This window comes from Seleniivibrio woodruffii (genome assembly GCF_004339245.1).
In the GTDB taxonomy this organism is placed as follows: domain Bacteria; phylum Chrysiogenota; class Deferribacteres; order Deferribacterales; family Geovibrionaceae; genus Seleniivibrio; species Seleniivibrio woodruffii.
The window spans coordinates 400842-424749 of record NZ_SMGG01000003.1 but is presented as its reverse complement, the minus strand read 5'-3'; the positions used below and the strand labels follow the sequence as shown (position 1 = coordinate 424749).

The following is a 23908-nucleotide window of genomic DNA, read 5'->3' as shown; positions in this document are numbered from 1 at the left end:
GCTTGTTTGAGACCATTTTGATAGCACTGGGAGCGTTCTCCGTGAACGTTTCCATTTCGGTTGCCCAGCTGTTTCTGGCACTTCTGATAGTGTTTTCAGCTGTAAAGCTATATAAGACAAAAGATTTTACCGTCCTGAACGACTGGCCGGCAAAGTTTTTCATTCTCATGGCAGCCTCTCAGCTGACATCCGCCTTTGCAGGAATCAATCCTTCGGTTTCCCTCAGCGCAGTAACATCCACATGGACCTACCTTTATCTTTTCGCATGCATGATACTTTTCGACGGAAAGAACCTGAACAGGGTTCTTGCGGCTTTTTTTGCAGGAAGCATCCTGAACGCATTCTCAGGAATATATGACGTCACCATTACAGGCATGGAAAGAGCGATAGGATACTACACCCACGCCCTGACCTACGGCAACGCTGCCGCAGTGGTCTTCATAGCGGCTCTGGGACTGTCCTTTTTCGTTAAGTTTAAAGACCTGAAACTCAGGTATCTGATATACGCCGCCGCAGTGCTTTCGCTCATCGCTCTTATATTTTCAGGCAGCAGAGGCCCCATTCTTTCAACGCTTCTCACGGTGTTCCTGCTCTCTATATATCTGTACAGGCTCAAAGCAGTTGCCGTCATATCGGTTCTTGTGGTCGGTTTTGCACTCTTCACAGCATCATCACCCGATTTCCGCAAAAAACTGATGACAGACAGAGAACGGCAGGTCGGAACCACATCCGCATCATCCGTAGGAACAAGAATTGTTCTCTGGAAAGCCGCCGTAAAAGCTATTTCCGAAAGACCTGTCTTCGGATTCGGCAGCGGAACCTTTAAGGAATACGTCGATAAAAACGTAACCGAACTAGTTCTGAGCAAGGCTCACGCCCACAACTCATACCTGCACTATGCCTACAGCAACGGACTTCTGGGTCTGGCACTGCTGACAGGATTCATAGTCAGTCTGTTCAGATATACCATAAGGCGGTCAAAGGAATATCCCCCTGCAAAAGCCGCCATCTTCGTTCTTCTTGTCTTTCTTCTGGAGGGGCTGACCGAAAACAACTTCGGCGATTCCGAAGTGGTCATGCTCACAATGCTTCTGCTGGCTGTGCTCACAGCAAGGGTCGGCCAGAACAAAAACCTTTGACAAATCCTGTTTTTAAGTATAACGTAGTTTCACTTATCCAGAGTAGCGGAGGGAAAAGGCCCTGTGAAGCTACAGCAGCCGGTCGGCATAATAAGCCGATGTCTTGGTGCTAAATCCTGCCGATTTAGGAAAGATAAGCCTATATGTATACAAGCATAAGCCTCTTTCCTCTCCGGATAAGAGGCTTTTTTTGTTATACGAGGAAAAACATGAGCAAACACAGATTCGAAACCATCGCCATCCACGGGGGCTACAGACCCGATGAGAAAACGGGCGCAACCCAGGTGCCTATCTATCACTCAAACGCCTATCAGTTCAAAGACACACAGCATGCGGCGGATCTTTTCGATCTGAACGTTGCAGGACACATTTACTCAAGGCTTTCAAACCCAACAGTTGAGGTTCTGGAAAACAGGATAGCGATGCTCGAAGGCGGCTCGGCGGCGGTTGCCACCTCTGCCGGACAGTTTGCCACATACATGGTCATAACCACCCTTGCCGAGCACGGCGACAACATAATAGCCTCAAGCAAGCTCTACGGCGGTACGTATAACCTGTTCTCCCAGACCTTCCGCAAACTCGGAATAGAGATACGCATGGTGGATCAGGACAACATCGGCGCATTCGACTCGGCTGTGGATGCAAGAACAAAAGCCATATACATCGAATCCGTCAGCAACCCAGGCTGTGATATCCCGGACATTGAAAAGATATCCGAAGTCGCAAAAAAACATAAGATACCCCTTATTGTGGATAACACCTATACGACGCCCTATCTTTTCCGTCCCCTTGAGCACGGAGCGGACATAGTTCTGCACTCAATGACCAAGTTCATAGGCGGCCACGGGGCGGCCATGGGCGGAATAGTTGTTGACGGCGGAACTTTCGACTGGTTCGCCAGCGGCAGATTCCCCTCCTTCACAGAGCCGGATCCCAGCTACCACGGCACGGTATATGCCGAAAAATTCGGCAACATGGCTCTTGCGGTGAAAATGAGAGCACAGATACTGCGTGACGTTGGCGGATGCCTCTCGCCCACCAACGCTTTCATGATACTCAACGGACTTGAAACCCTCCACCTGCGCATGCCCCGCCACTGCGAAAACGCAAAAAGGCTGGCTGGCTGGCTGCTCAGCAACGACAAGGTGGCATGGGTCAACTACCCCGACCTCGCAGACAACAGAAACTATCAGGCCGTTAAAAAATATCTGCCCAAAGGTTCCGGAGCAATGCTTTCGTTCGGCCTTAAGGGCGGACTGGAAGCGGGCAGAAACTTTATAGAGAACGTTAAGCTCGCCATACACGCAACGAACCTTGGCGATGCCAGAACAATCGTCACCCATCCGGCGAGCACCACCCACCGCCAGCTCTCTCAGGAGCAGCGCACCAAGGGCGGCATTCCGGATGAACTTATCAGAGTGGCCGTCGGCATTGAGAACATTGACGACATAATCGAGGATTTCGATCAGGCCATGAAGGCGGTTAAATGACAGACAAGGCTTCGGTAGGGGTTGTTAAAACCCAATACGTCACATTCAGAGACGATTTCTTTTTCGAAAGCGGCAGGGTCGTATCCTCTGTAACGGTTGCCTATGAGACCTATGGCCAGCTGAACGGAGCGAAGGACAATGCCATACTCGTGTGCCATGCCCTGACGGGTTCGGCGCATGCGGCAGGGTTCAACCGTGAGGACGAACAGAAGCCCGGCTGGTGGGATGCCATGATAGGCCCCGGAAAGGCTTTCGACACCGATAAATATTTTGTTATCTGCTCCAACTTCTTAGGCTCCTGTTTCGGCACCACAGGCCCCTCCTCCATAGACCCGTCAACGGGCAAGAGATACGGGCTTAAATTTCCTGTGGTCACCATCAGAGACATGGTTCGACTGCAAAAACGCCTTATCGATTACCTCGGAATAGAAAAACTCTTCTGCATTGCAGGGGGTTCAATGGGGGGCATGCAGGCTCTTGAGTGGGGAGCAACCTTCCCCGACAGCACCAGAAGCATTCTGCCCATAGCGACTTCGGCACACATAACGCCCATGTCCATTGCGTTCAACGCCATAGCGAAATTCGCCATAATGAAGGATCCCCGCTGGAACGGCGGCGACTACTACGACGAGGAGATACCTGTGGACGGGCTTGCCATCGCAAGAATGGCAGGGCACATAACCTATCTGTCAGATCAGGCATTCCACAATAAATTCGGCAGGAGATACGCCAATTTTGAGGGTATCTACGACTTCAAAGGCATGTTCGAAGTTGAGAACTACCTGCGCTACAACGGCTACAAGTTCACCGAGGTGTTCGATGCCAACACATATCTTTATGTGCTGAAAGCCATGGACATCTTCGACCTGTCATACGGCAGGGGCAACCTTGATGAGGCGCTGTCGGCCATAACGGCAAAGTCCCTTTTCCTCACTTTCACATCGGATTTTCTCTTCCCGCCCTATCAGGCTGAAGAGATAGTTGCTATAATGAAGAAGCAGGGCAAAGAGACCGACTGGATAAACATCACCTCCGACTACGGCCACGATGCCTTTCTGCTGGAATTCGAGGTGCAGACAGGGCTGATAAAAGATTTCCTGAGCAGGGTGTAAATGAGCTTCGACAGCAGTTCCCGCAACTATCTGAACAGCAGCGACCACCGGACAGGTTCCGATCTTGAATATTTTGCCGGAAAATTCGGCGGCACAAGGTTTGAGCGTGCTCTGGACATCGCCTGCGCAGCGGGACACTTCGCACAGGCGGTAAACGCCGACACAAAAATCGTCTGCGATATGAGCCTCAACATGCTAAAAACCGCAGGAGATGCCTTCGGGCTGGACATTTCAGCCGTTTCTGCGGCAGAGTTTCTCCCCTTTGCGGAAGCCTCCTTCGATTTTGCCGGATGCCGCATAGCGATGCACCATTTCAGAAGCCCCTGCATGTTCATGGGAGAGGTCTTCCGTGTGCTCAAAGAGGGCGGAATATTCGTTCTGATCGATTCCGTTGTGGACGAAGGCGATGAGCACATGAACCGTCTGGAACTGGTTCGTGACGAAACCCACAGAAAAAGCCACACCGCAGACCATATTATCGCCATGGCGGAATGCGAGGGTTTTGAGGTAAAGGATTTTGCACTCTTCCACAAACGGCACAATTTCTCTGAATGGGCGGACAGACTGAACCCGTCTGCACAGCTCAGGGAGCGTATCGAAAGCGAATTCCTGTCGCTTCCGGAAGACTATAAGCAGAAATACCGCATGGAGACCGAAAACGGCCGTGTAGTCTCCTACACAGATAAAAAGGGCTTTTTTATTTTCATGAAACCTTGACTTAACCGCCTGCGGTGTTTACTGTAACGGTTCCGGCTGGTAAGATATATCATAATGAAACGTTTTAAATTTAAAAAACTCACACTGCCTGTAGTGGGCAGATGGTTCATTCTAGGTTCTCTCGTGGGCATTTTTGCCGGACTGGCATCGATCGCCCTCTTCTTCATGATTCAGGCATGCGAATTTTACTTTCTCGATTCAATAGTCGGCTGGCCTGTTGGTGAAACATCCGGCGAACCTTCGCTTTTCGGGCACTCAGGAAAAGAGTTCAACCGCTGGCTGCTCCTCATAATCCCCGCTTTGGGCGGTCTGGTGAGCGGCTATATAGTATACCGTTTCGCTCCCGAAGCACAGGGTGCGGGCACGAACACCGCAATAGATGCCATCCACCAGAAAAAAGGCAACATCCGCTGGCAGGTTCCCATTGTAAAAATATTCACCAGCGCAATAACCATTGGAACGGGCGGTTCAGGCGGACGAGAGGGTCCGATATCCCATATCGGTGCGGGGTTCGCATCGTTTCTGGGCAACACACTCAGCCTCACCGACAGGGAAAAAAGGATACTCACCGCCGCCGGCATGGGCGCAGGCGTGGGAGCCATATTCCGTTCGCCGCTGGCAGGTGCGATATTCGCCGCTGAGGTTCTGTATTCATCCTCTGATATGGAATACGAAGCACTTCTGCCCTCAGCCATAACATCCATCATCGCATATTCCGTATTCTGCAGTGTTTTCGGGTGGGAGCCGCTGTTTGCGGCGCACAATTTCTCGTTCAGAAACCCTGCAGAGCTTCTGGGTTATACCGTGCTCGGCTTCGCATGTGCATTCTTCGGCTGGCTGTTCGTAAATATCTACCAGCGGGTAAGCGGCTATTTCAAAAAACTCAACATAAGACCCTATCTGAAACCAATGATAGGCGGATTCATAACCGGATGTATCGCCATACTTATTCCGGAGGTTCTTTCAGGCGGCTACGCACAGATAGACCACGCAATGTCGAACAATCTTGGGTTAATGTTCCTTGTGCTGTTCATTTTCGCAAAAATATTCGCAACCGCATTCACGATAGGCTCTGGCGGCTCGGCCGGATCGTTCGGCCCGTCGATGGTCATCGGCGCCTGTGTGGGCGGCATGGTCGGCGTAAGCATAAACATGGTGCTTCCTGTTGTGGCTCCCGAACCCGGAGCATACGCAGTCGTGGGCATGGCCGGATTTTTCAGCGGCGTTGCGAACACCCCCCTTTCCACCATCATAATGGTGAGCGAAATGACGGGGAACTACCACCTGCTGGTTCCCTCAATGTGGGTTTCGACACTTACCTTCCTTCTGCTCAGAAAAACCCTGCTCTATCCGGCACAGGTTCCTCAGCGAAGCGACTCTCCGGCGCACAAGGGAGAGTTCTTTCTTCAGGTTCTTCAGGATATCAAGGTCAGAAACGTAATGCGCACCGACCCAATAACCATTCCCGAAACCATGAAGTTCAGCGATGTAGTGCATTTTATCGCCAGAACAAAGCACAACAATTTCCCTGTTCTGAAAGACGACGGAACTTTTGCGGGGGTTCTGCTGTTTGAGGAACTGCGTGAGTTCGTTTTTGAGGAGGGACTTGAGGATATCGTTGTTGCGGGCGAGGTCTGCGAAAAGGATATCCCCTTTGTGATACCTGAAACCACACTTGCGGACGCCATTGACAGTATCGGTTTCAAGAACGTTGAGCTTCTGCCCGTTCTCGACCCCGCCGACCATTCGAAGCTATTGGGCATAATTACCCGCAGGGATATAATCACCACCTATAACAAAATGATACGCCGCCGCCAGATGGCAGAGCGGGAGAAAGACGACTTTTAGATTATTATGAAAAAACACCTCCATGTGTTTTTTCATCAACGCTGCGGTCGGCATAAGCCTTCCTCCGCTCACACTCCGTTCGTCTGAACGGCAAAGCCGTTGATACTCTCTGCGTGAGCCCCATCCATGGGGCTTGGTCATTTCATCTGTGACCTCCTGTCATTTGCTATCAACGCTGCGGTCGGCAGAATTTTCAATCTTTTACTTTCTTTTTTCTTAAGTAATGCCATAATATGACGATACGATAAGTGCACGGATGCGCAATTTCATACAGGGATGTTCCGTAAGGTGCGTCCATGTCTCGTGTAATAGGCGGTTCCTCATCAAACGAAGCCTACTCAAGAATGCTGGAAGAACAGCGGCAGAAAAGCACTGAGAAGATGTATCAGGCATACCATCATAGCGAGCGCATACGCTCATATAATGATGACGCCACCTACCGTCAGGCCAACAGAGCAGAACCCATCGAAAGTCAGAATCAGGACAGCGTGCGGAAAGAACGCAGATTCGGCACGCCCGGATATAATCTCGATGTTTATGCCTGACAGGATTAAGGGATAAATATTGTACATTAATCTACGCTATGTTATTATTAAGCCGGAGATACAATGTACACAAAGTATGTCTTCCTGCTTATTTTCGTTCTTATATCCGCTGCGGGATGCAGCAGGGGAAACGAAAAAATTGATGTGGGTTTCATCGGTACGCTTTCAGGCAGATACTCGGATATTGGTCAGGATGCCCTGAAGGGTATTATGTTGGCTATGTCGGATCTGAACATGGAAAACGACATTAATCTTATAATTCATGACGATATGGGTGTTCCGGCCGACGGTGTCAGCGCACTTTCACGACTAAGCGAAAAAAAGGTCAAATATGTTTTAGGCCCAAGCATAAGCGCTGTCGCCGAAGGAATTGTCCCGCTTCTTAACAAAAGCAAGCTCTACATGTTCAGCCCGACAGTGAGCACAACGGATCTGGCGGGAAAGGACGACAGATTCTTCCGGCTCCTCCCCCACAACAACATAAAGCAGACCGACGGCATATCCGAATATCTCGTAAAAAAACTCAGCATAAAAGACATGGTCATTATATACGATGCACGCAACAGCGCATATTCCACTGATATCGTCAAAAACATGACGGCATCCTTCACCAGAGCCGGCGGCACTGTGCGCGACATAAGGGCGCTGAACCCCGAATCCGGCGAAAGCATGCAGGCTCTCATAAGTCCCGACAGGGATAATCCGCCGCAAATGTATTATCTGATAACCTCCTCCCTCGATTCCGCACTCCTCATCTGGCAGATAAAGAAGGCCGGCTATCCGTCAAAACTTTCCGTCAGGGCGTGGGCTGCCAGCAACGAATTTTTCCGTCTTGGCGGTCAGGCCATTGAAGGCGCATATATTTTCGACTATTATATCGATTCCGGATCTCCCGCCTACAAAGACTTCCGCAAAAGATACATTGAAAGGTTCACAACCGAACCCACATGGATGAGTGTCCACGGATACGACTCCGGAATGATATTCTTCTCCGGTTTTAAAAGCATAGAGAAGGGCACAACCTTCAAAGAGGCGATAATCCGCAACACAGACAAGGTGCGGATACTCAAAGGCGCAGAGATCGACGAATACGGCGACGCACATCTGCCCCTGCACGCATATATCATAAGATCAGGCCGGATAGTCCGGCTGGGAACATCTCAGTGAAACCCAATAAATCCCTCAGCAGACTCTTCCTGGTGTCTTTCTCCCTCTTTCTTCTGCTTCCGCTGGCGGCAGTGGTCGTCATTTTCCTGCTGAACTCATACTCCAGCCAGGAGGACAGCGTAAGCAACAGGCTGAACGTAATAGCCTCGTCACTCACCGACAGAATAAGCTCCAAACTGGAAAACCCTTACAAGTTTCTGGAAACCGTGGCCGAAATGACGCAGGAATACGGCCATGAGGAACCGCAGATGAACTCCATGCTGATATCCGGCATAAAAAGTTTCCAGATTTTTGAAGCGATATACATTCTCGACAGTAAGGGAAGAATACTGCTGTTCGATTCCGCCTATTATAAAAGCTACAACAAGAACGATTTCATCGGCATCCCGCTTCCGGAAATAGCCACAGGCACAATTGCCGACACAAAGTGGAGCAGGGCGGCCATTTCGCCCCTTTCAAACAACATGGTGGTGCGGGCGGTGGTTCCCTTTGACGGAGGCTACATAGTCGGCGACATAGGTACCGATTTCATCAGCGAAATGCTGGCCGAATCGGTTCCGGACACGAACACTGTAATAAGCATTACAGCTCCGGACGGAAAGATAATCGCATCGTCAATACGCTCTGTGACGGGCAGTCTGGCAAACCACCCCCTGCTCAGGCACACCGGCAGTTTCGACCCGATGATGCTGAAATACAAATATATGAACGAGGACAGGGTCGGAACCATAAAAACCCTGAAAACCCCCGGCTGGTTCCTGCTTTACGAACAGACTGCCGCCTCGGCATTCGTCTACTTCACTCAGATTCTGACAATGAACATTCTTTCTGTGGTTGTTCTGCTGGCGTTCTCGGTGTTCATCCTGTTTTTCATAAGAGCCAAGCTGATAGTTCCCATGCGCCTGCTCACAGAGCGCAGCGAGATGATATCGCAGGGAATGTTCATACAGTTCAAGGATTCGGAAAAAGGCGTTTTCAAAGAACTGAGAACCCTTTACGACAGTTTTGAAAAAATGATGATAACCATCGACCGCAGAGAGAAGGAACTGAGGGACAAAGAGGAATATCTGCGCTCGGTGTTCGACTCCACCACGACAACGGGAATCCTGATAATCTCCATGGACGACGAACCCATAATAATGGACGCAAACGTGGGAACACAGATAATCTTCGGCTATAAGCTTTCCGAGCTTCTCGGCCTGCCCACCGCCGCTCTGATAAAAGAGCTGGGCAACGAGCTTTCGGAGATGTGCAAAGAGAGCCGCCGCACAGATGTCATGGTCACAAAACAGCTGGAGATGGTGAAAAAGAACGGGCTCAACTTCCCTGTGCTCTGTTCTGTTTATCCTCTGTTCGGTTCTAACGGACATATTCAGGGATTTATCTGCGTATGCATTGATATAACCGAGATAACCCGTGTGCAGAGCGAGCTTGAGAGCGAGAAGGAACGTCTTGACGTTACCCTGCGCAGTATCGGCGAGGGCGTGGTTGCGGCGGACAAGTTCGGCCGCATAACACTTGTAAACAGCAGTGCTGAGAATATTCTCGGCCAGAAATACAGATTTATCCTGGGACACAACATAAACGAAGTGCTTCAGGTTTACGACTATGAGACCGGAAAATCCCTCACAGAGAGGATCACCGATCTTTCCCCGAAATCCAACCGCACCTTCAGGGCGAACATGGTCACCAAGGATGCAGGAGTGATAACCGTTTTCATAACCTCCTCCGCAATGACAAACAACAGGGGCGAGATAATCGGTTCGGTATACGTTTTCAGAGACATCACCGACCGTATGAAGATGGAGCAGGAGCTTATCAGCCGCAAAAAGATGCTGGAGGATATCAACAAAAGCCTCGAAAAGCGTGTTCAGGAAGAGACCGAGAAACGCCGCAAGAACGAACAGATGCTTTTCGAACAGGCAAAGTTCGCCGCAATGGGGCAGATGATAAGCGCAATAGCCCACCAGTGGCGTCAGCCGCTCAACGCACTTGCACTTTATGTTCAGGACATCGAGGACGCCCACGACTCCGGCGAGGTGGACAGAAACTATCTGGTCAGCTTCGCTTCAAACGCAATGCGGCTCATCGACCACATGTCATCGACAATTGACGACTTCCGCAACTTCTTCCACTCGGCAAACTCCACCGAAAAAGTTGACGTGCCCTCTGTCATCCTCGAATCCCTCTCTCTGGTGACAACCCAGATGCGCAGCCAGATGATAAACTACAAGGTGCAGATAAAGTCCGGGGACAAGGAACAGATATACGAAAACAGGATACCCGAGGACTACACTCCCATAAACGATATCACGCTGAACATCTTCTCCAGCGAGCTGAAACAGGTGCTTCTGAACATCTTCCAGAATGCGAAGGATGCCATTATCGACCACAGGAAGTCCACGGGCGAGAAGGTGGGCAACCTGATAATAACAGTTACCTATAAATCCGACAGGCTCAAGATAGACATCGAAAATGACGGCGGAAATATTCCCGAAGATACTTTAAGCCGGATATTCGACCCCTATTTTACGACAAAACCCGAGGGAGAAGGCACGGGCATAGGACTTTATATGTCTAAAATTATCATTGAAGACCATATGGATGGCCTTCTGGTGGCTCAGAACACCAAGACCGGCGCACTGTTCTCTATCACCCTTACGTATAACAATTGACACCAGAGGTTGTATTCGCTTCATATTTATGATAAATTCATAGCATAACGGTGTAAAGGCAGATTATGGGACTAATCTATATTGATGACCTGAAACCCGGTATGAAGCTGGAACATGATCTGATTTGCCCTAACGGACGCTTTCTGCTCAGTTCAGGCTCCGTGCTGGAAGAGAAACACATCAGGATAGCCCGCTCATGGGGTATCACCGAGGCTTATGTCGTCGGAATGGACAGGGAGACGCTCAATCTGGAAGCGCAATCCGCTTTCAGCCCTGAGGTTGTCGAACCTGTCGACCAATACCTCTCGCTCATTTTTAAATATGCCGACCTCTCCGTTCCCGCCATGCACGAGATACACAGGATAAAACGCCTGATGCTCTGCAAACTGGTTGAACAGAAGGGTGTGCAGGCTCTTCCCAAACCGTCTTCGGTTCCGGAGGCCAGACTTCCCAAAGGATTTGTTAAAGGTGCGGTCACAGCCGAATCCATCGTCGAAAAAGAGGTGGGGCTGGCATCGTTTCCGGATATCTACTATAAAATCAAAGACGTTCTGTCGAACCCCGCAAGCTCCGCTTCACACATGGCGGACGTGGTTGAAAAGGACACGAGCCTTTCGGCAAAACTCCTTAAAATAGTCAACAGCGCATTCTACAGCTTCCCATCCAGAATAGATTCCATCCGAAGAGCCATAACCATCATCGGCACTAAGGAACTGGGCACACTCGCAGTGGGCATCTCCGCAATAGAGGCCTTCAAAGGCATCCCTGTGGAGCTGACCAACATGAAAAAATTCTGGCGGCACTCAATAGCATGCGGCGTTTTCGCCCGCCTGCTCGGAACCCATATCGACGAGGTATCCACAGAGCGGCTGTTCGTCTCCGGCCTGCTCCACGACATAGGCCGCCTTGTCATCTTCAGAACCCTTCCGGAGGAATCCGCATACACTCTTTTCCTTGCCCACAAGCTGAACAAGAGCCTTGCGGATATAGAATATGAAGTGCTCGGGTTCGACCACTCGGATGTGGGCGCACTGCTCCTTGAAAAATGGAAATTCCCGACCCAACTGGTCAAAAACGTAAAATTTCATCACGGAGTCAAAAACGTTCATATAGAAGCATCGATAACTTCCGCCGCAGACTGCATGGCGGTAACCTTCGGCTCACCCGTTACCAGTTCGTTCATTGCCCCTTCAATATCAAAAGATGTCTGGGATTCGCTGGGGATCTCAACTTCTGTAATTGCCAACGTCGTAACCCAGTCTGAAAGGCAGATCGAAGAAATCGAAGATGCATTTTTCGGGTGATTTATGACAGAAAAAGATCATCTGGACTTTCTTTCTGCAAAAGCTGACCACTTACAGGCCGAGAAGAACAACACCCTGAAAGCCCTTGAAGCGATATGTTCCGCAAGAAGCTTCAACGTCAGCCTGAACAAGCTGGAAGACCACAACCTTATCCTTGAGAGCGCATTCAACAAAATGCTCACCCTTGCAAGGTTCAAAAACGCAGGCTTTATGCTTGTGGACGAGAACACCGGAAGTTTCACCCCTTCAATGTTCTTTCCGCAGGAGGACAAAGACCTCCTTCTGGGCGAAATTGAAAGGCTCATAACCGACGGTACTTTTGCAATGGCCGTAAAATCCAACAACACCACCGTAATAAAAAGCCGTGAACTGAGAAGCCATGTACTTCTCCATGCAATGTCCACCGTATCGCGCACCAGAGGCCTTTTCATAGGTCAGCTGAGCACCCCGAAAGAGGAGATACCCGATGCGGTATTTTTCCTTGTCACCCTCGTTATGAACGAAACGGCGCATCAGCTTGAAAGTTTCGAGCTTTACAACCGCAATAAAGAGACGAACAGAATGCTCTCCGAGAGCGTCAGAAGGCTCGAAGCATCGGAACAGAAGCTGAGAAATTTCAACGAAAAGCTGGAAGCCGAAGTTTACAACCGCACAAAAGAGCTGAAAGCCACCAACGACCTTCTGGAAAACGAGGTCTCCGAGCGCAAGAAGATTGAAAAACTGCTGCTCCAGCAGAAAGAGGCTCTTCAGGAACTGAACGAAACTCTGGAAAGCCGTGTGGCTGTGGAAACTGAAAACCGCCGCAAAAGCGAACGCATACTCCACGAGCAGAGCAAGCTGGCCGCCATGGGGCAGATGATGAAAGCTGTTTCCCATCAGTGGCGTCAGCCGCTGAACGCACTGGGAATGATAATTCAGGATCTGCTGGACGAATACGACGAGCACGGCATCTCAAAAGATTATCTGATAAAGAACGTGGACAAAAGCCTCAAACTGGTGATGCATATGTCCTCCACCATAGACGATTTCAGCGCACTGGTGCGCTCGGATTTCGAAAAGGACTCCTTCGACCTTGTGACAGCCGTAAGGGAGGTCATATCTCTGGTTGAAAGCCAGTACAACGGGCAGGGAATTTTCTTCGAAATTGAAAGTGCAGAAAGCTGCGACAAGAACCTGAACCCGGAGGGAATAATTGTCTGCGGCGACAGCGGAATGTTCAAGCAGATAATGATAAACCTGCTGTCCAACTCAAAGGATGCCATCCTTCAGAGACTGGAAAGCGGCAGGGCAGAACACGGCCTGATAACCATAAGGATGAGCTGCGGCGGCGAAACCGCCAAAGTCGACATAGAGGATAACGGCGGGGGCATACCCGAAGAGATCATCGACAGGGTGTTCGAGCCGTATTTCACCACAAAAAGACAGGGCAAAGGCACCGGAATCGGGCTGTATATCTCCCGGCTGATCGTTCAGGAACAGATGCGTGGGGTTATCGAGGCCAGAAACAGCTTTAACGGGGCGGTCTTCACTCTGCATCTTCCCACACGGACAGACTGACAGCTCCGCTTAAGGGGGATATAAGATGTCTTTCAACAGGTTCAGACTGGCTGTTGTTTCTGCCGAACCGGATTCCCTCTTTTCAGACCGACGCCCGTACTATGACCTTTTTTCCCCTGAAAACGTTAACCTGATACCCACCCAGCCATTCGACCTTGTTATCATTGATGCCAGAAAAGGACACTCCTTCCCCGACAGGGACAGCATCGACATTCATCTCGGCGGCGCAAATCTGATGTTCGTATCGGAAACCTTTGACACCGTCAAAAAAAACTCTCTCTCAGGCGGCATGCCGGCATTCTTTGCCCAGCCCCCCGTGACCTACAGCGAGATACTCTCAGCCGCAGGCCCCATAGCCGACCTGCGCTCCCGAATGGAAGAAAAAAACCTTTACGAAGATTTCATAGAGCATTCCGACAGCATTATAATCCGGATGGACAGCACCGGACGGATTGACTATGTGAACCGTGCGGCCGAGGTTTTCTACGGAAAGAACACCGACGAGATACTGACACGCACGATACTGGACTTCACCTATCCGGAAGACATAAAGCCAACCGCCAGAATACTCAACGAATGGAGTGTCGAGGGTGTCTCCGCCGCCTCTTTCGAAAACAGGCAGAAGGATTCGGCAGGCAGAATAAAGAACATTCTCTGGAGCGTAAGCATCCACTACAATCAGGAAGGTCTGGTCAGCAACGTTTACTGCATTGGCAAGGACGTGACCCCTCTCAGAACAGCCCAGAAGAACGCCGAAACCGAGACCGAACGGGCAAAAAAATATCTGGAATCCGCCGCCAGCCTTTTCTTTGTTCTGGATGAGCATGGAACCATCATAAGAGCCAACTCCAAAGCACTGGCGTTTCTGGGAGACCGGGAAGAGGCGGCGATAGGAACCAATTTTCTGGACAATTATATTCCTGCCAGCCAGAAGGAAAGAGCCGCCGAACTGTTCGTTAACCCGGAGAAACAGAGCCGCATAGCCGTTGTGCCTGCGCTCTATCAGGGCGGAACCGAACGGGAGATACTCTGGAACGTATCCTATATCACCGAGCAGAACAACACTCTGACAGTCATAGCCGCAGGTGAGGATCTCACAGATATCCTGAACATTGAGAAGGCTCTGAGAGAACGGGAGCTGGCACTCCGGAAGATTCTGGATGCCTCACGGGATATGATCCTGCTTGTTGACAGACAGGCGAATATTCTGGACTGCAACGTCCAGTTTCTCATTCTGGCAGGTACGAAACGCCAGACAACACCGGGAACCTGCCTCTGGGATATTCTGAAAGATATTCCGCTTATCCGGCAGGAATTTGAAAAAGCTGTGGCCAACAAGCGGCACATACGCACCGAGGCCCGCTTCTTCGGCGGGATATATGAGGTGAGCATCAGCCCCATAGTTGAAGACGGCGCAATAACCAGCATGGTGGTGTCCGCCAGAGACATCACCGCCAAGCGTCAGTCGGAAATGTTCGCCAGCATGAACGAAAAGCGCAACCGCTCCCTTGCGATACTCGGCCAGATGTATGAGGCGGAGTTTGAAGAAATTCTGGAATACGCTCTGGACAGTGCCGTTGAGCAGACAGAGAGCAAAGAGGGCGCAATAAGCATCATGGACAGAGAGGCGGGCGGACTTCGCCTTGTGGCTTCTCTGGATCAGCAGAAAAAGAACGTCTACTCTCTTCAGGAGTCGGTTTTCATTAAGAACGATTCCATTCCAGGTCTTGAAAAGGTTCTGGCAGAAAACGAACCCTACATAGGCACGGACGGCAGGAACACCATGATAATCCCGCTAATGGCGCAGGGAGGGGTGAGCCTCATTCTGTGTCTGGGCGGCAAGGAAACTCCATACACCACCAACGAATCCATAGGTCTGATACATTTCATGGAGGGCGTCTGGAGGCTGAAAGAGCGTAAGGACGCAGAGGAGGAGATAAACAGGCTGAACGCCGAACTGGAAAAGAAAGTGGAACAGCGCACGGCGGAGCTCAGAGCCAGCGAAAACAGATTCCGTGCGGCTTTCGAATCATCCGCAAACGGAATGGCCATCACAACCATAACCGGAGAGGTGATTCAGGTTAACAGGGCACTGGAGAAGATGCTGGGCTACGGCAGGGGAGAGATGGACAGAAAACTGTCGTCAAGCTTCCTGCATCCGGACTATGCGGATGCATCCGCAAAACTCATCAGTACGCTCCTTTCCGGCGAAAAACCGAACTATTACACCATCAATAAATATATTCATAAGAAAGGCCATGTGGTCACAGCATCCGTAAGTGCTGCACTGGCCTATGATGAAAACAACACACCCATGTACATCGTCGCTCAGCTGGTGGACATCACCGAAGCCGAGCGCACCAAAGCCGAAAGGGACAGAATATTCGAACACAGCCTCGATATAATCTGCATCGTGGATTTCAAAGGGATGATTAGGTACGTCAACAGGGCGTTTGAAACAACATTCGGCAAGAGACTTCAGGCCATAGAAAAAAAATATTTCCTTGAATTTTTTTCAAAGGACGAGGCCGTCAATGCTGCGGATTTCCTCATCAGACTTGTTCAGGGACAGGACATAAGCGACTATGAAAGCAGGCATCTGTCGGAAGACGGCAGAACAGTCTGGCTCTCTTGGTATGCAACAGCCGACAGGGACAACGGGCTTATCTTCACCATCGCGAGGGATATAACCGACCGCAAAAAATATGAGAACGAACTGAAACAGTCAAAAGAAAAAGCAGAGAAAGCGGACATGGCAAAAAGCGAGTTCCTCGCCAACATGAGCCACGAGATCCGAACCCCGCTGAACGCAGTCATAGGTTTCAGCGAACTGCTTGAGGCCAGAGTAAAGGACATCAAGGCACGCTCCTACATAAAATCCATAAAAACCAGCGGCAGGGCACTGCTGAACCTCATAAACGACATCCTCGACATATCGAAACTGGAGGCGAAGGCCGCCAGAGTGAGCCCTGCACCATCGAATCTTCGACAGCTGATAAACGACACAGTCAGCATGTTCGCCCTGAAATCCGCTACAAAAGGGGTCAGCATATCCAGCAGTGTGGACAGATCCGTTCCGGCGGCACTCATTCTGGACGGCGCAAGACTCCGCCAGATACTTCTGAATCTGGTGGGCAATGCAGTAAAATTCACTGAAAAGGGTTTTGTTAAGATAACAGCATTCGCAACCCCTCTGGCCGACGGCAGGCTGGATCTGCGCATAACTGTTTCCGACACCGGAATAGGCATCCCCGAATCCGACTTCCAGACCATCTTCGAACCCTTCCGCCAAAGGGACGACCACAACATAAACCGCTACGGCGGAACCGGACTGGGACTCTCCATATCCCTTAAACTGGCTCAGATAATGGGCGGAACCATAACCGTGACCAGTCAGGTGGGCAAAGGGTCAGAGTTCACCCTTTACCTGCCCGGCACAAAAGAGGCCGAATCAACCTACACCGAGATGCCGGACATTATCTCGATGACATTCAAACCCGCCAGAGTGCTGATTGTTGACGACGACGAGATGAGCAGGAATATCCTTCGGGAGATGTATGAACGGTGCGGGCTGACCGTTCTGGAAGCACAGAACGGAAACGCCGCCACCCTCATTGCAGAGGAGATAATCCCTTCGCTTATAGTAATGGATATCCGCATGCCCGACATGGACGGATTTGAAACCGCTGTCAGGCTGAAAGAAAATCCGCTTACGGCCAACATTCCATTGATAGCCCTCACAGCGGCGCACGAAGAAACCAACAGGGGCGGAATTTTCAGCGATTTCCTTATGAAGCCTGCTGATTTTGCCCACCTTATGCAGGTCACAGCCAAGTACCTACCTACAGTGGTAGGCGCACATTCAAAACCTAAAAAACTTCCGGATCTTCCGCCGGAGGAAATGATCAGCGAACTTTTTGCAAATAAAGAGAAAATGCCCGAAATAATAACCATGGTGTCTAACAGAGTGCCGGCAGTCGACATGGACTTTGCTCACAAACTGGCTGATATGATGTATTTAGAAGGGCAAAAAGCGGAAAACAGCGTTATAATTTCATTGTCGGGTTATCTAAAAACATGTATAGATAATATGGAAATTGACAAAATAAGAAAATTATTGAGCCTGATGCACGAAAAAGCAAAAGAGAGCTGAAATGAACACCCCCGCAACCGAGTACAACAAGACACTTCTTCTGGTGGTTGACGACAACCCCCAGAACCTGAAAGTTTTGGGCAACATTCTGAAAGAGAATACCAAATACGGCCTCGCCTTCGCAATGAACGGCTACGAAGCGCTGGAATTTATCAATTCCACCAAGCCGGATATGGTTCTTCTGGATGTTATGATGCCCGATATGGACGGATATGAGGTGTGCCGTCAGCTCAAAAAGAACCCCGAAACAGCGAATATCCCGGTTATCTTCATAACGGCGAAAACAGAAGCCGAAGACGCTGTGGAAGGCTTTGAAGCGGGCGGGGTCGACTATATATCAAAACCTTTCCACGAGCCCGAACTGCTCATGCGAATCCGCACCCACCTCGACCTGAAACTCTCCAGAGACATGCTGGAGGAGAAGAACAGGGAGCTTCAGCTGGCATATGAGACCATCGAAAAACTGGCTCTCACCGACTCCCTCACAGGGCTGGCAAACCGCAGAAGCATAATGAACCAGATGGCTGTGGAGGTTTCCCGCTGCGACCGCAACGGGGGCTATTTTTCACTGATAATGTGCGACATCGACTTTTTCAAGAAGGTTAACGATACTTTCGGCCACGACACGGGAGACTATGTGCTCAGAACCGTGGCTGACATCATGAAAAGCAACCTTCGTCAGCAGGATATCGTATCCCGCTGGGGAGGCGAGGAATTTTTAATAATGCTGCCGCTGACTGAACTTGGTCAGGCTGTTTCTGTGGCTGAAAAGCTGAGAGAGGCCATCAAAGACGCAATACTCAGTTATGCCGGAGAACAATTCTGCGTTACAATGACTTTCGGCGTGTCCCAGTTCGACAAATACATCGGAATTGAGCAGAGCATCAAAAAAGCCGACGACGCCCTCTATCTGGGCAAGCAGACCGGCAGAAACAAGGTCGTTCAGGCGGAGTGAGATTCTTCGGCTATGCCTCAGAATGACGTAACCACGCCGTCACTTTAAACGTAAGCGAAGAGTCTCAAAGCCTCTCTTTCAGAAATCCGTAAACCTCTTCCACACTTGAAAACATATAGTCAGCCTCTTCGGGCTTGCCGTCAAAATATTCGCTGGAAACGATGATATTAAGACCCACACCTGCATTTCTGCCCGCCTGAACATCCGAAACCTTGTCGCCAACCATGACTGACTTTGATGCATCAACATCGTACATATTCATGGCAAGAAGGAGCATCCCTGGATTAGGCTTGCGGCAGCCGCAGTCGCCTGAGAAATTCGGGTGATGGGGGCAATAGAAAAAATCCGTTATCTCCACGCCTCTGGCCTCAAACTGCGTCCTCATCCACGCATGGAGTGTCTGAACATCCTCTTCGGTATAATACCCTCTGTCCACCCCTGCCTGATTGGTCACTATGAATATCTTGTATCCTTTAAAGTTCGCAAGAAGGCACAGGTCAAATATCCCGTCAACAAATTCAATATCAGCCGCCTTGTGGATGTATCCTTTATCGATGTTGACAATCCCGTCCCTGTCCAGAAAAAGTCCTTTTGTCATACCGTCTCCGCCATTTTTTTCATAAACATGGATGTAGCATAATTTTCAAAATTATACTATAATTGTATACAATTATGTCAGCGGTTATAACTTTTGCAAACAAAAAAGGCGGTAGCGGAAAGACCTCGACAGTTGTCAATGTCGCAGGCGTGCTCGGGAGCCGTGGATACAGGGTTCTGACCATAGACCTTGACCCGCAGGCGCACCTTTCTTTCTGGTCGGGCGTAAACACTTACGACTCCTACCTGAGCATATATGATGCCCTGTTGGGAAAATGCTCCGGAAAGGACGCTCTTTTCAGATCGGAACACGGGCTTTACGATGTTCTGCCCGCATCCACAGCTTTTTCATCCACCTTCATAAAGCACCTGCTGGACAAGCCCAACCCCGAAGGACAGCTGAAAAAAGTGCTTCTGGATTTCCGCAACGATTACGACTGCATCCTTATAGACACTCCGCCCACCGTGGCGGCACTGACGCTGAACGCACTGGCGGCGGCGGAATCGGTATTCATCCCCATTCTGCTGAACTTCCTTGCAATAGAGGGTCTCGCACAGCTCACCCAGACAATCTACCGCATAAATGCGGCCTTCAACCCGGACCTGCGCATGTGCGGCATAATCCCCAATCAGTACGACATACGAAGCAATCATTCGAAAAGAGTGATGAAAGAGATCTATGAAAACTTCGGTGAAAACATGATCTCCCCCCGGATACGCAACGATATAAAGGTTGCCGAGGCGCCGGAATTCAGAATCCCCATAAATTTATTCGCTCCGCACAGCAGAGGGTGTATGGATTTTAACCTTTTGGCCGATTTTATACTGGACAGAGTCAAAATCGGTAAAGGAGCGTCCAAATGAGCAGATATCCGGTCGGCATAGATTTCGGGACAACAAACTCCATGATAGCAATATTTAAGGAGAAGGGAGTCATCGAGGTCATCTCTTCCGACAGCGGGAAACGGTTTCTTCCGTCTGTAATCTATTTCAAAAACAGTAAAGAGGCGGTTACGGGCGACAACGCACGCAGCATGCAGATGCTGGAGTCCGAAAACACCATCTCAAACGTAAAAAGATACATGGGTTCCGATAAAAAATTCAGCATCTACGGGCAGGAATACACTTCGGCTGAGCTGGCCACCCTGTTTTTCAAAAAGCTGAAAGGCCTGCACAAGGACTACACCGGAGACGAAACTGCGGAAGCAGTTATCACCGTTCCGGCTTATTTTGACCATCTCCAGAGAGAGGCTGTCCGTGCATCGGCACAGGCGGCGGGTTTTGAGGTTTCGGCACTGCTGAACGAACCCACTGCGGCGGCAATCTATTACAACAACATCGGCAAGAAAGAGAACGAGCTGTGTCTGGTGTTCGACCTTGGCGGCGGAACACTTGACATAAGCCTGATAGAGCTGAATAAAGACTGCCTGAAAGTGATAGCAACAGGCGGCTCCACCCGCATAGGCGGGGTGGATTTTGACGTGGCGGTGGCGGACTATCTGAACGACGAATTCCGCAAACTCCACGGGATAGACCTGAAAACCGACCCCATAGCCTATCAGCAGCTTCTGTTTCAGGCGGAAAAGGCCAAGATGGAGCTTTCCAGCCTTAACGAAACAAATCTGGTTATCCCATACATCACCATTACCCCCAAAGGGCCTCTGCATTTCAAGATGGAGCTGAACAAACAGCTTTTCGGGAAGATAACTGAGCCTATCATTCAGGGAATCAGGGAGATAACTGAGGAATTACTGCGTGAAAACAATATAAAACCTGAGGATATCAGCCGTGTTCTGCCTGTTGGCGGAGCCAGCAGGATATGCAATGTGCGGGCGTTCGTCGAGTCTCTGTTCGGCTCCAGCGTGAGCAAAGACCTGAACCCCGAAGAGGCCGTGGTGTGCGGTGCGGCAACAAACGCCGCAATGCGCAAGGGGCTTTTGGGCGACAGAACCTTTTTCGATGTCACCAGTCACAACATGGGACTGGAGGATGACAACGGAATGTTCGAGATAATAATGCGCAAGAACGAACCCTACCCCGTGTCCTTCACCCAAAGGTTCACAACCGCCAGCGAAGACATTAACGACATAACGGTCCACGTTCTGCAGGACACAGCAAATTCCAGCCTGAACGTTTCCGACAGTCCCGAAAATGATCCGGAATTTTTCGTAAGCCTTGCAAAGTTCAACTTTTCAGTAGAAAATGTTACAGAAGAAAAACTTATAGATATATGCTTTGATATTGACGACAGCGGCATCGTAACTGTTATCGCAAAAGACGTCAATTCTGGTAGGGAAGCGGATTTCACGCTGAAAGCTACCGTGGATTCTGATAAAATAGCTGATATAAAAATATATTAGGTTCATTTGGAGGTATGAGTATGAAAAAGCTGGCAAAACCCACCAGCCTCACCGGAAGGACAGGTATTCTGAAGAAAGACGCCGAATCCGCTGCGCTGACGAGAGAGGAGTCCAAAAAAATTGCCGTTGAAAAGGCAAGAGCAAGAACTCTGGCCAAACAGCAGTCAAATGCGGAAAGACTCGCCACGGCCTCCGAACAGATGGCATCGGCCATTGAACAGGCCTCCAGTGCGGCAACTCAGCTTAACTCTTCAATGGAACAGGTGAGCATCGCCTCCGCACAGGCAAGCCGCAGTGCAGAAGGGATCAAGAACGACACGTCACTGCTTGAAGTTGACGCTAAAAACGTACTCTCCACCACAATAGAATATGAAAGCTCCACCGGCGAGCTTATCAAAAAGGTCAAAGCAACCGTGATAGCCGCAAACGAACTGAAAGACTCGGTTAAGGACGCAACCGAAAAGGTTGAGGAATCCACCCAGCTTGTCGATCAGCTGAAAGAGAAGGCGGATTCAATCGGCCAGATAGTTCAGGTTGTTACAAAAATTGCCGACCAGACGAACCTTCTGGCACTCAACGCTGCAATTGAGGCTGCCAGAGCAGGGGAACACGGAAAGGGGTTTGCCGTTGTTGCCGACGAAGTGCGTACACTGGCTGAAGTATCCGAAAAATCAGCCAAAAACATAAAGAACGTTATCGACCAGTCGCTTACTCAGGTTCAGCATGTGGTAAGCAAGGTTGACAACTTCCTCATTCTCTCCAGAACCAACCTTTTCAAAGCCGATTTCATCAGCAAGCATTGCGGATATGTGGGCAGCCACACAGACGAAATCGGGCAGGAGGTTCAGAAGATCAAGAGGGGTGCTCTGGCTGTGAGCGAAGAGACAGCCCGCACTATGGATCTTGTTAACAGGCTGGCGTCTTCATCCGAACAGAATGCCGCCGCCGCAGAAGAAGTCGGCAAGTTCACAGAGGAGCAGTCAAAAGCCTTCGGCGAACTGACCATCGCCTCGCAGGAACTGGCGGAGATGGCGGACGACCTTAAACAGTCCACAGACATAGCAAAATCATCGGAAGAGGTTGCCGCTGCAGCGGAAGAGCTCTCCTCCACAATAGAAGAACTCGATGCATCTGCTGACGAAGTTCAGAAAGCCATCGGCCAGATGGACGTTGGCACTTCGGAGATATTCACCGAGATAACAGGAATAACCAAAGAGTTCGACAAGATAGACGACCACATAGCCCAGATAAAGAACAGCTGGAACACAATGGTTGAGCACGGCAAACTCGTTGACAACGCTCTGAACGAGATAAAGGCACTAGACCACATAGTCTACATCAACCAGCTGGAAGAGGCTCTTACCAACAACTCAGAGTTCCACGGTCAGCTCGACCCCACAAAGTGTGCTTTCGGCGCATGGTATCTGACATACAAACCCGAGCAGGGCACAGAAGAGAAGGCCTACGACTGTATCCGTGAACCCCATAATCATGTACACCTCGGCGCAGCCGAAATAAAGCACCTGATGAAAGAGGGTAAACTTCAGGAAGCCAGAAGAATTTATGACGAAAAGGTCAAACCCGCAGTAAATGAGTTCAAAACCCAGTTCAGAGATTTCAAACAGGGAATAGAGCTTATCATCAAAGGCTTTGTGTATTCAATCAACAACCTTAAAGAGATCCACGAGGAAGTTACCGTTCTGAACAAATCATTCGGCAACATAAAGAAGATCGTGGACACCATAAACAGCGTTGCAATTCAGACCAACATGCTGGCTGTTAACGGAAACATCGAAGCCGCACGCTCCGGCGAATACGGCAGAGGATTCTCCGTTGTTGCCGCCGACATCCGTGCGCTGGCAAACGAATCCGCAGACAACGCCGACAAGATGAAAGATATTCTGGACGAAATGTATGAGCAGGTCATAAACTTCCAGACCGAGCTTTCAGAAATTACCTCTCTCATCCGCATCCAGATCACAAAATCCCAGTATGCGGTTGAAAACCTTACAGACGTTGCCGAGATACGCAAACACCTTAAAGAGCTCTACACAAGATGCTGCGACCATGTGGACGCCGCAGAGCATAAGGTCGAACAGGTCAACGGAGCATGTCAGGAGGGAAGAGAGGCCGCAGACAACCTGAAATCACTCTCCGAAGAGGCCAAGAACGCCGCAGAAGAACAGGTCAAAGGCCTGCGCGAGATAGCGGCGGCGGCAGAAGAGGTTGCATCCCTCGCAGACGAAATGCAGTCGTTCTGATATTGCTCTTTTAAGGCATATCGGCAAG

16 protein-coding genes and 1 riboswitch are annotated in these 23908 nt (G+C 50.1%); of the genes, 15 read left to right on the top strand and 1 reads right to left on the bottom strand.

Annotation, left to right across the window (positions count from 1 at the left end):
* Window positions 1-2 precede the first annotated feature (2 nt).
* From C8D98_RS01915 to C8D98_RS01860, 12 genes are all read left to right on the top strand, one after another.
* A complete protein-coding gene (locus C8D98_RS01915) occupies window positions 3-1139 on the top strand; it encodes an O-antigen ligase family protein (protein WP_132871534.1) in 1137 nt (378 codons plus the stop codon).
* Between the two features lie 30 nt (window positions 1140-1169).
* Window positions 1170-1279, top strand: a riboswitch (SAM riboswitch).
* A gap of 69 nt (window positions 1280-1348) precedes the next feature.
* Complete coding sequence (locus C8D98_RS01910; protein ID WP_132871532.1) at window positions 1349-2629, top strand: O-acetylhomoserine aminocarboxypropyltransferase/cysteine synthase family protein; 1281 nt, start codon at window positions 1349-1351, stop codon at window positions 2627-2629.
* Complete coding sequence (metX, locus tag C8D98_RS01905; protein WP_132871530.1) at window positions 2626-3741, top strand: homoserine O-acetyltransferase MetX; 1116 nt, start codon at window positions 2626-2628, stop codon at window positions 3739-3741. The genes C8D98_RS01910 and metX overlap by 4 nt, the downstream gene beginning before the upstream one ends.
* On the top strand, window positions 3742-4458 hold the full coding sequence (locus C8D98_RS01900) for a class I SAM-dependent methyltransferase (RefSeq protein WP_132871529.1): 717 nt from the start codon (window positions 3742-3744) through the stop codon (window positions 4456-4458).
* A gap of 54 nt (window positions 4459-4512) precedes the next feature.
* The gene (locus C8D98_RS01895) at window positions 4513-6306 is read left to right on the top strand and encodes a chloride channel protein (RefSeq protein WP_132871527.1); all 1794 of its coding nucleotides are present in this window, start codon (window positions 4513-4515) and stop codon (window positions 6304-6306) included.
* A gap of 296 nt (window positions 6307-6602) precedes the next feature.
* Window positions 6603-6851 carry a hypothetical protein gene (locus C8D98_RS01890; RefSeq protein ID WP_132871525.1) on the top strand — a complete coding sequence of 83 codons (249 nt, stop codon included), beginning with the start codon at window positions 6603-6605 and terminating at the stop codon, window positions 6849-6851.
* A gap of 63 nt (window positions 6852-6914) precedes the next feature.
* Complete coding sequence (locus tag C8D98_RS01885) at window positions 6915-8018, top strand: ABC transporter substrate-binding protein (RefSeq protein ID WP_132871524.1); 1104 nt, start codon at window positions 6915-6917, stop codon at window positions 8016-8018.
* Window positions 8015-10693 (top strand): PAS domain S-box protein, encoded by a 2679-nt coding sequence (locus C8D98_RS01880; protein WP_132871522.1) that lies wholly within the window; start codon window positions 8015-8017, stop codon window positions 10691-10693. The genes C8D98_RS01885 and C8D98_RS01880 overlap by 4 nt, the downstream gene beginning before the upstream one ends.
* A gap of 65 nt (window positions 10694-10758) precedes the next feature.
* A complete protein-coding gene (locus tag C8D98_RS01875; RefSeq protein WP_132871521.1) occupies window positions 10759-11997 on the top strand; it encodes an HDOD domain-containing protein in 1239 nt (412 codons plus the stop codon).
* A 3-nt stretch (window positions 11998-12000) separates the two neighbouring features.
* Complete coding sequence (locus C8D98_RS01870; protein WP_132871519.1) at window positions 12001-13554, top strand: sensor histidine kinase; 1554 nt, start codon at window positions 12001-12003, stop codon at window positions 13552-13554.
* Window positions 13555-13579: 25 nt separating this feature from the next.
* Window positions 13580-17707 carry a hybrid sensor histidine kinase/response regulator gene (locus C8D98_RS01865; protein WP_132871518.1) on the top strand — a complete coding sequence of 1376 codons (4128 nt, stop codon included), beginning with the start codon at window positions 13580-13582 and terminating at the stop codon, window positions 17705-17707.
* A 1-nt stretch (window position 17708) separates the two neighbouring features.
* Window positions 17709-18662 carry a diguanylate cyclase gene (locus tag C8D98_RS01860; protein ID WP_132871516.1) on the top strand — a complete coding sequence of 318 codons (954 nt, stop codon included), beginning with the start codon at window positions 17709-17711 and terminating at the stop codon, window positions 18660-18662.
* A gap of 64 nt (window positions 18663-18726) precedes the next feature.
* Here the strand turns inward: C8D98_RS01860 and C8D98_RS01855 are convergent, their stop codons facing one another.
* Complete coding sequence (locus tag C8D98_RS01855) at window positions 18727-19260, bottom strand: D-glycero-alpha-D-manno-heptose-1,7-bisphosphate 7-phosphatase (protein WP_132871514.1); 534 nt, start codon at window positions 19258-19260, stop codon at window positions 18727-18729.
* A gap of 74 nt (window positions 19261-19334) precedes the next feature.
* Here C8D98_RS01855 and C8D98_RS01850 point away from each other — a divergent pair, with 74 nt between their 5' ends.
* Genes C8D98_RS01850 through C8D98_RS01840 form a run of 3 tightly spaced genes read left to right on the top strand, consistent with a single transcriptional unit; the run spans window position 19335 to window position 23880 of the window.
* On the top strand, window positions 19335-20123 hold the full coding sequence (locus tag C8D98_RS01850; protein ID WP_132871512.1) for a ParA family protein: 789 nt from the start codon (window positions 19335-19337) through the stop codon (window positions 20121-20123).
* Window positions 20120-21619 carry an Hsp70 family protein gene (locus tag C8D98_RS01845; RefSeq protein ID WP_132871511.1) on the top strand — a complete coding sequence of 500 codons (1500 nt, stop codon included), beginning with the start codon at window positions 20120-20122 and terminating at the stop codon, window positions 21617-21619. Before C8D98_RS01850 ends, C8D98_RS01845 begins: the two co-directional genes overlap by 4 nt.
* Window positions 21620-21639: 20 nt before the next feature.
* Window positions 21640-23880 (top strand): methyl-accepting chemotaxis protein, encoded by a 2241-nt coding sequence (locus C8D98_RS01840; protein ID WP_165871151.1) that lies wholly within the window; start codon window positions 21640-21642, stop codon window positions 23878-23880.
* Window positions 23881-23908 lie beyond the last annotated feature (28 nt).